Source organism: Desulfitobacterium elongatum, from assembly GCF_055378975.1.
In genome coordinates this window covers 544,222-556,303 of record NZ_AP038772.1, presented here as the reverse complement: position 1 = coordinate 556,303, position 12,082 = coordinate 544,222, and the positions used below count along the sequence as shown (strand labels likewise).

Sequence of the window (12,082 nt, the reverse complement as noted above, 5' to 3'; positions counted from 1 at the left end):
TTAGTGGGCAGCAGAGTGAGAGTGATCTAGATGAATTCGGGTGTCTGATCCCTTGGAGATTGCTTTAAAGGGGCACTTCGTCAAGCAAACCCCACATCGAGCACACGCCTCGGACTCGATAAAATGCTTCTGCTTTGGGGCTCCCTTAATGGCACCGGTTGGGCATTCCTTGCGGCATAATCCACAGGATTTACAGAGCTCGGGGTCTATACGATAAGAAAGTAAAGCCTGGCACACCCCCGCCGGGCAATGCTTATCATAGATATGCGCTTCGTATTCCTTTCTGAAGTATCGCAAGGTAGACAGTACGGGGTTGGGAGCGGATACGCCCAGCCCGCAAAGGGAATTTTCTTGAATTACTTTTGCTAGATCCTCTAGATCTATCAGGTCCTTTTCTGTTCCCTTCCCTTCCGTGATTCGGTTGAGGATTTCCAACATCCTTTTCGTTCCGATCCGACAAGGAGTACACTTGCCACACGACTCATCCCGCATAAAATCTATGTAGAAGCGCGCGACATCGACCATACAGCTGTCTTCATCCAGGACAATGAGCCCACCCGATCCCATCATAGAACCGACGTTAAGTAAGGAGTCATACTCCAAGGAAATATCTAAGTGTTCTTCAGTTAGGCATCCGCCAGAGGGCCCCCCTGTCTGAGCAGCCTTGAATTTTTTACCCTCCGGGATTCCTCCACCTAAGGTATAGATGACTTCCCTCAGAGTGGTCCCCATGGGTACCTCGATTAATCCGGTATTATGAATTTTACCAGCAAGAGCAAATACTTTGGTCCCCTTACTACGTTCTGTTCCAATTGAAGCGAACCAGTCACCGCCCTTGCGAAGGATTTGAGGAATGTTAGCTAAGGTTTCTACATTATTAATCAAGGTTGGTCTTCCCCAGAGTCCCTCGACTGCCGGAAAAGGTGGACGGGGGCGTGGTTCCCCTCTTAAACCCTGGATGGAACGGATTAAGGAAGTTTCTTCTCCGCAGACAAAAGCTCCCGCACCGAGTCGGATATCGAGATCAAAATAGAACTCCGTACCAAATAACCTTTTACCGAGCAGCCCCTTTTCCCTCGCTTGCTGAATTGCTATCTCTAAGCGTTTAATGGCCACAGGGTACTCCGCCCTGACGTAAATGTACCCCTGATTCGATCCAATGGCATAACCTGCGATACACATCGCCTCGATGACTGCATGAGGGTCCCCTTCCAGAATACTCCGATCCATGAAAGCTCCTGGGTCCCCTTCATCAGCGTTACAAACAACATATTTGGGTTTCCCTTGAGCCTTCTGGGCAAATTCCCATTTACGTCCCGTTGGAAACCCTCCACCCCCGCGTCCCCTTAAACCGGATTTTTTCACTTCCTCGATGACGGATTCCGGAGACATTTCCGTTAAGGCTTTTGCAAGTGCAAAATATCCATCTTGGGCTATGTATTCTTCGATATTTTCCGGATTAATCGATCCACAATGTTTTAAGACAATCCTCTTTTGTCCCTTGAAGAAAAGTATATCCTCAAATTCTTCAATCGGTTGCTCAGTTACTGGATCGCGGAAGAGTAACCGGTCAACGGTTTTACCCCCTCTAAGATGCTTTTCAACGATTTCTGGGATATCTTCCGAAGTGACCTTCGTATAGAAGACCCCCTCCGGATAAACGATCATAACCGGCCCTTGCATACAAAACCCAAAGCAGCCTGACTTGACAACCTTGACTTGTTCAGCCAAGCCCTTTGCTTTAATTTCCTTTTCCAGACTCCTTAACACTCCGATGCTCCCGCTGGAAAGGCAACCTGTTCCTTGACACACGAGCACATGATGGCGATAGTGCACTACGCTCACCTCTTACTATGAATAAATAGCCTGATCTTCGGGTAATACCCAGTTTCCAACGATCGTGTTATTGACGATATGATTAACCACAATCTGTCTTGCCCGATCCTCATCCACCCCATAATAAATGACCCGTGGTTCACCCGGTTTTTCCACGATCATTAAGGGCTCCCGGTCACAGATTCCCAGGCAACCCGTTTGCACAATCTCCCATTCTTCCAACCGTCGGTTGACCAGTTCCTCCTGGCTCGCTTGTAAGGTATTCCGCGCACCCGCTGCAATCCCGCACACCCCCATTCCAATGAGTATCCGGCCCTTCGGGATATTCAGTACCCGTGTACGAATCTCTTCGAGTTGAGATATTGAATCCATTATTCTAAGCCTCCTTGGACTTTGCATAGCGTTTGAGGATTTCCGGAATCATCGCCGGGGTCAATCGACCGTGAATATCCTCCCCAATAACCATAACCGGTGCCAAACCACAGGCTCCGATACAGCGTGAAACCTTAAGTCCAAATCTTTGATCCTCGGTCATTTGACCGACTTTGATACCCAGTTCTTTCTCTAATTCAGAAATGATGCTTGCAGCTCCCTTAACATAACAGGCGGTTCCCATACAAACCTCAATCGTATATTCCGCTTTCGGCTCCGTCACAAAGTAATGATAAAAGCTAACGACACCATATACTTCAGCTAAGGATTTCCCCAGACGTTTACCGATATGGATTTGAACTTCCCTCGGTAGATAGCCAAATACGTTTTGGGCATAGTGAAGTACGCGGATGAGCACCCCATCCTCATCTGAAACGCTGTCGATAAATTCATCCAGTTTCCGATAAAGTGGGTCCTGTTCCTTCGGCGTATCACAACTGGAATTCCCCTCAGGCCTCTCCTGAATTTCAGGTTCAAAACCTCTCAGCCCCTCCGATGGCTGTTTGATGCTTACCCTTTCGTTTCGCATAGTTGCCTCCGCTACTCAAAAATTCTGAGTTAGCTTAAACCATTTGACGATGTTTTATCCACGAGACTCTAAGCATATAAACGCTATAATAAAAGTGGAGCCAACAATAAATAAAACGCCTAAAACGCCAGGAAAAAAGTGAGCCACTTCTACTAAAAAACCCTGTATAGTTCAAAAGAGAAAGAGATCTGACGTACAGGGGGGAGAAAGGGTGTCAATAGAAGTGGGCATTGATAATACTGTTTTTAAAAGGTGGTTAAGTATGCTGTACATACTTGTCTTTTAAGGAACTATAGTTCAAATTAATGGTATAATGTGTTATAGAAGCCTTTGGTCCTAGTAAAGACTTAAAAAAGGAAGTGCTTATTCTGTATAGACTAGAATACCGCTTGCTCGACAAATCTAAAGGGTATCCCACACTCTACCATTACGAGAAGATTTCTCGTGAGGAGATATCCGTTCGTTTCCAATGTGACTACTTTATTAAAGATGGGATAGTGTATGAAAAGACGTCCACAGCCCTTGAACCCTTATTACTTTATGTTATCTATGTTCAGAGAAGCGTAGACGAGACCGCGAAAAACTACCCTGCCGTTCACCAGGGTCATATTTTAGTCGAAATTCGGGAATATTTAGAGCACACAAGCGAGTATCCTTTACTAACCTCCCTTCAATTCACAGACTATATGGATCTCATCTTACACCTTCAAGCAAACTATCTGACGATGAGTGGACTGGAATATGAAAAAACGTCGACTGAAATTGATGAAGATAGCAAAAGGTATGTCATCTATGTTACTCCGTCTAAATCATAGTTACTGAGATTAACGAAAGGATAGAGGAGCAATTTTAATGGACAAAAGTAAAAAACTCATGAGCGTATTTTTATCTTCCGCCTTGGCTGTGAGTCTCGTAGGATGTAGCGCGACTCAACCTAGAACCACAACCACCTATGATGAAAACGGAAATCCTGTCGAAGTAGTCCAGGAGCAACGGTCAGGCGGTGGGTTCTTTCCTTTCTTCATGCCTTTCTTTGGGGGTTTTGGGGGAAGAGGCGCCGGTATCACGAACAATCCTGGTTCGGCAATCCGTCCTAATACCGACATCCAACCGGGTGGAACTCAAGGAACTATACCCAATAGTGGTATTTCGAGCGGTGCCAAAGGCGGACTTGGCTCAAGCGGTGGCTCTATCGGAGGTTAAGCTTCATGGCTAAAAGTTATCAAGAAAAATCGGTTGAACTCTATGGGTCCATTAAAGAGGTTTTTGGCTGGCAAACGATGTATCAACAAGAATACGCCCTTGCCAGTATGCATTCCATAACCCGTGAGTTCCGAGAAGAAATCGCTTATGCTACGACCAAGCTCGGAAATCTTTATACCAAAGTTATTAACATCCTGCAACAAGCTAATGAAGAAGTCTTAGACATGCTAGGGATTCCTCCCGAAGCTTGGCCTACAATTAGAGTTCCTGTGTTTCAGCATATCGTCACTAGCATTGGTCGTTTTGACTTTGCCCAGACGAAGCAAGGGCTTAAGATGTTGGAGTTCAATTCGGATACGCCGACCAGTGTGGTCGAAGCCTTTTATGTGAATGCGCGAGCCTGTACGTATTATCATTCTCAAAACCCTAATGCCGGAATGGAAGCACACCTTACTCAGGCTTTTCAAGACATTGTCAAGAAATATATTGAATTGGGTTATCCCACGGAAACCATCGTATTTAGTTCCCTCGGTTGGCACGAGGAGGATCGAGGAACAACAGAGTACCTCCTGCACCAGTCTGGGCTCAATGCCAAGTTTGTCCCTTTAGAAGAGTTAAGAGTTTATGAGGATCGATTGTGTTATTGCAATCAAGAAGGTCTGTATACTCCCATCGATATTTGGTATCGACTTCATGCCTTAGAGAAATTAGCGGAGGAAAAAGATGAAGTCGATCAATACCCCACCGGTGCCCATGTTCTCGATTTAGTCTCGCGAAAGAAACTAGCTCTCATCAATCCCCCTTCTGCCTTTCTCGCGCAAAGTAAAGCGGTTCAGGCCTTGATCTGGAATCTGCATGAAGCAGGGGAATTTTTCGAACCTGAGGAACATGAAGTGATTGAAAAATATATGCTGCCTACTTATCTTGAGAACCGATTTCTCGATAAACGGCCGCATGTCAGCAAGCCACTTTTTGGGAGGGAAGGAGGTGCAATCCGCCTTTTCTCAAAGAATGGAGACCTGATCGCTCAGGATAACGAAGCGAATTATTGGGAACAGCCTATGGTCTATCAGGAGATGGTTGACTTAGAAGATATAGAGATAGAGACCCTTTCAGGTCTCTATAAAGGAAAAGCGCTGTGGGGATCCTTTCTAATCGGAGGTCAAGCTTCGGGAATCGGGTTAAGAGTTGGCGAACTAATTACCGGCAATCTTTCGTATTTTTTGCCTGTTGGTTATAAGTAATGGGAAAAGGAGATATGTTCATGTTATTGTTAAACTTTCTTGCTTATTTGGCAGTAACACTGCCCCTGGTTCTAATAGGTATTTTCCTATTCACTAAAACAACACCCTACCCAGAATTTAAATTGCTTTTCGAGGGTGACGAGTTGCATGATGTTAAAAAAGTTGCCGCATCAAAGGCCATATCTTTTGATTTAGGTGGTAAGATCATTGGCTTAGCCATTGTCCTTGGATCTGCGATTTACCATGCTAGCGGTCTCTGGGATCTTGTGGTTTGGGGAATCACGGCTATTCTATTTTTTATTGCTGTTTACTGGCTATTTGAGTTGCTCTCCCCAGGAGTATCCGTCCGCAAGGAAATCCCCGCAGGTAATATTGGCGTAGGCATCTTCTCCTTTTGCCTCTCCCTTTCAAGTGCCATTTTAATGGCAGCATTGATTAGCTATTAATAACTTGGCAGGCGTTCGATTAGTCCCATAATGTTCAAAGTGTTTCTAAATTTATTTTTGTTCAGATTCTAATAGCTAGATAAGTAAACAAACAATAATCCGAGAGCCGATTCGCCCCTAAGGCAAATCGACTCTCTTTATATCTACGGGTTATTCTATCTCATGAACTAACCACACAATTTTTGCCTTGACTTTTACCCTTATACAGAGCTTTGTCAGCTCTTTTAATTGTCCCCTCTATATCCTCTTCTTGACTATACTCCGCGACTCCAAACGTAATGGTTACTCTCAGGGTTATTTCCTTATACGTTATTTCTAAAGCTTCAATTCCGCTTCGAAGTTTCTCAGCCACAATGACTGCGCCTTCAAAATCCGTATCAGTGATAAGAAGCAAAAACTCCTCACCGCCCCATCGGGAAAGTATATCCCGCTCCCTTATTTTTGACTTCATAAAGTCTGACAAGCACTTTAAAACATAATCTCCGCATTCATGGCCATACTGATCCCATCTTTGCTCCTCTCGTAAAAAGTGTCTTACATTAGATGGAGTTCTAGGCCAGCGAGAAAGTGAATTGGTGTTCTACGTTATCGATGACATAGCCATCCTTTTCGAACAGCTCGCTGCAGGCAAGAACAACCTCGGGTTGATAGAGTTTCCCTGCATTTTCCTTAATTTCAGAGAGTGCTGCTTTAATCCCGAGAGCTGGCCGATAGGGGCGATGGGACATCATTGCTTCTACTACATCAGCAACGATTATAATCTGGGCTTCCAGTGAAATTTCTTCAGCCTTGAGTGCTCTTGGATAACCACTCCCGTTCAAGCGTTCGTGATGTTGATAGACCACTTCTGCGACGGGCTCTGGAAGTGCAACTTTTTGAAGCATCTCATATCCACTTAAGGGATGGTTTCGTATCATTTCCATCTCGAGATGACTTAGTTTCCCAGGCTTCGATAATATTTCAGCGGGTATTACAATTTTGCCGATATCATGGATATACCCGATGATCCTGAGTAAGTCGAGCGTTTCACGTTCGAGATTCATCTTCTTAGCAATTGCTGCAGCCAAATTTCCGACACTGCGTTGATGGCCTGCTGTATAGGGGTCTCGAAGATCCACCACTGAAGATAGAAGGTTAATTATACTTTGCATGGCACTCTGGAGGGCATGAGTTCTACTTTCAACACGTTCTTCAAGATTTTTTTGATAGAGCATGTTTTGCTTTTCGAGTTGAGCCTTTTCATCATAAAGTGCTTTAAGCTGTGCCGCTTTATGGACGGTTTGCAGTAAGGTTGCCTTGTTAATGGGCTTCGTGAGATAATCATTCGCGCCTCTTCGTATCGCGTTGATAGCGGTATCCACCGTTGGTTCCCCAGTCATAACAATCACTTGAATCGTCTGAGATCGTTCTCGTATTTTGCTGAGTAAATCAATCCCAGATTCGCGAGGCATGATGATATCTGTAATAACTACATCGAAATCCTTTTCCTGTAACTTTTGATACGCTTCCTTTGAGTTCACTGCAAAATCTGCTTGATAGCCTTCCATTCGTAAGAATTCGCATAAAGTGATGCGAATACTCTTTTCGTCATCTATGACCAAAATTCTACTCATGTAACCCCTCCTAAACTGAAAGAAATCCTTAAATGACCCAGCCGTTATCTACTGGTAAGTCCAGATACATCCGAGTATATGAGCCTTGCTTCGTATCTAGAGTAAGCCTCCCATGATGATCTTTAACAATTCCAAAACTTATGGATAAGCCCAAACCCGTTCCTTTATCTTTAGGTTTAGTTGAGAAAAAAGGTTCAAATATCTTTTCTTGCACTTCCACAGGGATCCCATTTCCATGATCTTCGATGGTAATGCGAAGCCAAGGTTGATGATCAAGCGTGAACTGGTTACAGGCGATGCGAATTATTTTATCTTCGTGATATTTCGGATATCTCTCATTCAAAGCATCTTTAGCATTGATTAATAAATTCATGATGATCTGCTGTATTTGCTGGCTTCGGCATTTTATTTCTGGCAATTCCTGTTCTAGATCGATATCCAATGTGATTTGATCTTTTCGGATAATTGTCCTTATTAATGAGAGCGTCTGGTCAATGATATCTTCAATCTTAGCATAGCTATGGGATTGTTTTTCTTGACGTGAAAACTGTAATAGGTTTTTTACTATCGTGGATACTCTCTCAGATTCATGGATTATTTCTTTGGCATATTCAGCATTCTGGGTATTGTGATCTATGGAGTCAAGAATGAGTTGTGCATAGTTGATAATCCCATAGATTGGGTTATTGATCTCATGCGCTACACCTCCAGCCAAAGTTCCGATAGCTTCTAGCTTTTGCTGCTGCCGAAGTTGGGCTTCAACCTCTCGCAGGGCATTCTCTGAGGCTACACGCTCTCTGATATCGTGAACGATCGAGTAGATCATCGTTCGGCCATCGAGCGGGATAGGGCCACTGAAAACCTCGACGTCAATAACCTGCCCCGTAGCTATCCTATGTTTAAATTGAAAATGGCTGCGTCTTTTGTCCGCTGATTTCTTCATCTCAACTTTGACCTCTTCGGGGGTCAAGGTGTTGATTTGCGAGATTTTCATTGACCTTATCTTTTGAATCGGCCATCCATAGAATTGGCTAGCGGCAAGATTTGCATCGATAATATCTCCGTTATCTGGATCAATAAGCAACATCGTAGCATGATTATTATCAAATAAGCTCTTATAGCGCTCTTCAGCGACAACAATTTGGATTAATGCCTCCTTACGTTCTTTCTGCTGGAGAAGAAGGAGACATAATAAAACAGTAGCCACCGGATATATAAGTAGGACAGGTAAACTAATCGCTTCCAACACCTGCTCTGACAAAGGCCACGGGAGTATAAACATACATAAGAGCATGACCACATGAATGCAGATGCCAAATAAATAGATATTTAACCAACGATAATGACTCTTATTCAACATGAAATGACGCCACAATAATCCTATAACAGCACAGGAAACTGTAACCGCCACACCAGCAAATACGCTTGCTCCGCCTCCGATAATTATCCGGTATATACTTATCATACTAGCGGCGATCACCGTTGGAAGGGGCCCAAAGGTTAAGGCAGTTACTCCGATTAGAATCGAGCGAGTGTCAAAAATAACGTCCGCCGAAAATCTAAAAGGCAGAGTCATTACCGCTACTCCTATTAATCCGATTAAACTCCCCTTAATAACTTGGGCTAGTCTCTTTCGTTTTGTAGGAATAAGGTAGCTTATTTCATAGACTATGCTTAGGGCAAGTAACAAAGCGGCATTTTTGATGATTTCCATCATAATTTCTACATACATTTGTTATCTCACCCCTACATAGAGTTTTCAACTTGCTTAATCAATCGTTAATAGAAATCATTCTTAATCCCAATTGTTTCTAATTATAGCATTTCCAATAAATATTTGGTAGATTTTTCTCGAATAAAACCCGATTTTGTAACAAAAAGAACAAAAAGGTTAGTCCTCTCTCCGTTTGACTGTAGTGCTTTTTTCTTATTAAAGCGTTGACAAGCTTTCCAATGCCATATATTCTACACATAGCATATATTCGACAGCAGGAAGAGACACAAAGTTTATACCTTTGTGTCTTTCATTTCAGGAGGAGTGGCATGAAAGATAGATATACCTTCTTAATTATCCCCCCCAATCATAAGCCAACTCGGCAATTTCAATTCTCACTTGAGGGTAAACGCATTCTAGTTTCCGGTGTCTTGACCCTTGGGGTCCTTATCGTTGGCCTATTTTCCTACAATCTTTATTTGTCTCATACTCTCCAAATCAAGAATGCTGAATTACAATCTGTGAATCAGCTTAAGTTAGCCAATCAGGAAAAAGATCAAAAGATCGAAGAGCTCAAAGAAGAATCCTTGCAAATGGCTCAAGATCTTTCATCGATTCGCGACCTTGAATTGAAACTCACGTCCATCCTGAAAGTTAATACTCCGACTTCATCCACTACGCCTACATCTACGACTTCCTCACAACTAAGCCGGGGGGGTGTCCAACAATCCTCTTCGACGCTTACTAGTGATCCGGGGCAAATTTCTAAGCAACGTACTCTATTAGAACAGTATTACAACTTAGCCCTACAAAAGGAAGATCAAATCAACCATACCCCGAGCATCCTCCCCCTTAACGGGGAACATGAAATCGCCTCTACCTTCGGTTACCGCCGCAATCCCTTTGGAGGCTGGACGAGTGAATTTCATAACGGAGTTGATTTTGCCTGTGATTATGGTACCGAGGTTCATGCGACAGCAGCGGGAGTAATCACCTTTGCGGGTTGGGATGCGGTTTACGGGCGAAAGGTTGAAATCGACCATGGATCAGGAATCGAAACCTTCTATGGTCATAATTCAAGCTTGCTCGTCAAAGTGGGAGACACCGTTCAAAAAGGTGACCTCATCGCCTATAGCGGGAACTCTGGTCGTAGTACAGGCTCCCATCTTCATTATGGAGCCCGTGATCATGGTAAATCGATAGATCCACTCCAATTTACAGATTTTACGAAGGAGCAATGAAGCATGTGGGGTAAAAATTCATCGAGTCCGAAAAGTTTAGCAAGTGCATTCCAGTCAGGAGGGGGAGAGACAACCTACATCGCTGCAGAAAGTGAATTCACAGGAAACATCACCCTCAAAGGGAATGCTCGAATTGATGGGCAGATTGAAGGAGTGGTCACTTTAACCGGTGATCTGGTGATTGGCCCAAGTGCTGTGATTAAGGCAACGATCCAAGCCAATACGATTAGCATATCCGGAGAGGTCCGTGGGGATATCACCGCAAGAGAAAGCCTCGAGCTGTGTTCGAGTGCTCGCTTATACGGGAATATCTATACTCAACAGCTGAAAATCGACCAAGGGGCTCAGTTTATCGGCTCAAGTCGGCTTTTAGGGGATGCTGTGGAAGAAAGTGCATTCGTGAGTGTTGCGGAAAGTAGCGTTGATCGTGTTGCCGTTGGCGCAGAAGAAACAACCGAAGGGCTTTTAGAAGAAGCCGATTGCGAGACTTCGGATCCTACCATTACAAATATCGCGTCACACACCAAGACAAATGGGGCCGTAAAACCTTCGAGATCAAAGCGGAGATAGAAATCAGAGAACCATAGAAACTTATAAAACTGAGAACCTCGCATCACCTAAAAAGTGAAAGCGAGGTTCTCTTCATGTGGAGTACCTTATCTCTTTGTTTCTACCTTATTCTACTATCTTCCTATCTCTCTATTATTACTACTTTTTGCCAAACATAATTTCTACCTTATTATACTCATTGCTCGGTTGATTCCCTGTAATCACGAGCTCAGCTTCTACGACGAAGTTCCCATGAGCATTTTGAATATCTCCCTCGAGATTCCACTTAGGCCAAGTAGAATTTCCGATTAAAACTGTATCACTGATTTTCTTCCCATTAACCTTGATATTCTCAAGTCTAACGTCTGAACCTGACTGACGATTGAGAAGCATAAACTGGATAGTATCAAAATCCGCATCTTGGATAGTATCATACTCTGCCCGATACTCATATTCCGCATTCAGTTCGACCCAAACCTCCCCCTCATCTGAATCATACCCGAAGCGCACCTTATTCCGCTCTTCCCAATCTCCATAGGGGGTTTCATCGTCAATTGTGGTCCCACGGTAGAAGTCGATATGTGTACGATTTGTTGTGCTTAGCTTTTCTTGATCATCCGTCAAATAAACTTCTGCAGTCCCCGCCAGGTTATTGAAATTCAAGAACCTAACCGCTCCAAACGTTTCATCTAAATCCAGGCTTGTAGAATGTAGATACACAGGCTCCGTTTCTTTTACTACATCTTCTAGACCATCTATAGTATACCTAAGTTGTTTAACAATATTTCCCCCACGATTACGCACGTTGATTACAACAGAATCTCCATTTGCTAAACCTTCGTTTCCACTAGCTACTTCATAATCGAAGACAGGGTTGTCATCAATAATCTTGATTATTTTCCCACTTCCATCAGTCCCTTGGAGTTCGACATCAAACCGACTCCACTTTGCATTCATCTGGCTGCTCTGGTAACCTTTTTCCTTCCCATTATTCTTACTCTTTTCCGCATCCTCAACCTGTTTGGCCAGGACGGCTGATGGGAGCACTAAGAGGGTAACCAAAGCAACAGCGAGCATACTTGAGATAAGCTTTTTCAACTGTTATACCTCCCTTTCTATTTGGACCATTGCCTCTCATAAAGTACTTCGCATAGCATTTATACTTTTGTAGGGTTTACCTTGACCTTATTCCGCACTTTACTGACAGTAGCACACTCCAAATAGCAATATTAGCGATTAGCTCCTCAAAAATGCGTAATCCCCTCCTGTTCTACG

General features: G+C 43.7%; 13 protein-coding genes. 6 read left to right on the top strand and 7 right to left on the bottom strand.

Annotated features, from left to right (window positions below; translation table 11 throughout):
• Genes nuoF through ACZ42W_RS02455 form a run of 3 tightly spaced genes read right to left on the bottom strand, consistent with a single transcriptional unit; the run spans nt 1 to nt 2,797 of the window.
• Complete coding sequence (gene nuoF, locus ACZ42W_RS02465; protein WP_464168211.1) at nt 1-1,836, bottom strand: NADH-quinone oxidoreductase subunit NuoF; 1,836 nt, start codon at nt 1,834-1,836, stop codon at nt 1-3.
• Between the two features lie 15 nt (nt 1,837-1,851).
• Nucleotides 1,852-2,208, bottom strand: a complete 357-nt coding sequence (locus ACZ42W_RS02460; RefSeq protein ID WP_464168209.1) for a (2Fe-2S) ferredoxin domain-containing protein — start codon at nt 2,206-2,208, stop codon at nt 1,852-1,854.
• A gap of 4 nt (nt 2,209-2,212) precedes the next feature.
• The gene (locus ACZ42W_RS02455) at nt 2,213-2,797 is read right to left on the bottom strand and encodes an NADH-quinone oxidoreductase subunit NuoE family protein (protein WP_464168207.1); all 585 of its coding nucleotides are present in this window, start codon (nt 2,795-2,797) and stop codon (nt 2,213-2,215) included.
• A gap of 359 nt (nt 2,798-3,156) precedes the next feature.
• Between ACZ42W_RS02455 and ACZ42W_RS02450 the strand changes: the two genes are divergently transcribed.
• The 4 genes from ACZ42W_RS02450 to ACZ42W_RS02435 are packed head-to-tail and all read left to right on the top strand — an operon-like array spanning nt 3,157 to nt 5,690.
• Nucleotides 3,157-3,612 carry a hypothetical protein gene (locus ACZ42W_RS02450; protein WP_464168205.1) on the top strand — a complete coding sequence of 152 codons (456 nt, stop codon included), beginning with the start codon at nt 3,157-3,159 and terminating at the stop codon, nt 3,610-3,612.
• Between the two features lie 37 nt (nt 3,613-3,649).
• On the top strand, nt 3,650-4,000 hold the full coding sequence (locus tag ACZ42W_RS02445) for a hypothetical protein (protein ID WP_464168203.1): 351 nt from the start codon (nt 3,650-3,652) through the stop codon (nt 3,998-4,000).
• A gap of 5 nt (nt 4,001-4,005) precedes the next feature.
• Nucleotides 4,006-5,244 carry a glutathionylspermidine synthase family protein gene (locus ACZ42W_RS02440; RefSeq protein ID WP_464168201.1) on the top strand — a complete coding sequence of 413 codons (1,239 nt, stop codon included), beginning with the start codon at nt 4,006-4,008 and terminating at the stop codon, nt 5,242-5,244.
• 20 nt (nt 5,245-5,264) lie between these two features.
• On the top strand, nt 5,265-5,690 hold the full coding sequence (locus ACZ42W_RS02435; RefSeq protein ID WP_464168199.1) for a DUF350 domain-containing protein: 426 nt from the start codon (nt 5,265-5,267) through the stop codon (nt 5,688-5,690).
• Between the two features lie 160 nt (nt 5,691-5,850).
• On the opposite strand, the gene ACZ42W_RS02430 is transcribed toward ACZ42W_RS02435, so the two are convergent.
• From ACZ42W_RS02430 to ACZ42W_RS02420, 3 genes are all read right to left on the bottom strand, one after another.
• The gene (locus tag ACZ42W_RS02430; protein ID WP_464168197.1) at nt 5,851-6,141 is read right to left on the bottom strand and encodes a GGDEF domain-containing protein; all 291 of its coding nucleotides are present in this window, start codon (nt 6,139-6,141) and stop codon (nt 5,851-5,853) included.
• 100 nt (nt 6,142-6,241) lie between these two features.
• Complete coding sequence (locus ACZ42W_RS02425; RefSeq protein WP_464168195.1) at nt 6,242-7,303, bottom strand: HD domain-containing phosphohydrolase; 1,062 nt, start codon at nt 7,301-7,303, stop codon at nt 6,242-6,244.
• Between the two features lie 28 nt (nt 7,304-7,331).
• On the bottom strand, nt 7,332-9,035 hold the full coding sequence (locus ACZ42W_RS02420; RefSeq protein ID WP_464168193.1) for a LytS/YhcK type 5TM receptor domain-containing protein: 1,704 nt from the start codon (nt 9,033-9,035) through the stop codon (nt 7,332-7,334).
• 311 nt (nt 9,036-9,346) lie between these two features.
• Here ACZ42W_RS02420 and ACZ42W_RS02415 point away from each other — a divergent pair, with 311 nt between their 5' ends.
• Both ACZ42W_RS02415 and ACZ42W_RS02410 read left to right on the top strand, forming a co-directional pair.
• Entirely contained in the window at nt 9,347-10,258 is a 912-nt protein-coding gene (locus tag ACZ42W_RS02415) for a peptidoglycan DD-metalloendopeptidase family protein (RefSeq protein WP_464168191.1), read from the top strand.
• Nucleotides 10,259-10,261: 3 nt separating this feature from the next.
• Complete coding sequence (locus ACZ42W_RS02410) at nt 10,262-10,828, top strand: bactofilin family protein (protein ID WP_464168189.1); 567 nt, start codon at nt 10,262-10,264, stop codon at nt 10,826-10,828.
• 138 nt (nt 10,829-10,966) lie between these two features.
• On the opposite strand, the gene ACZ42W_RS02405 is transcribed toward ACZ42W_RS02410, so the two are convergent.
• Entirely contained in the window at nt 10,967-11,905 is a 939-nt protein-coding gene (locus ACZ42W_RS02405; protein WP_464168187.1) for a hypothetical protein, read from the bottom strand.
• Nucleotides 11,906-12,082 lie beyond the last annotated feature (177 nt).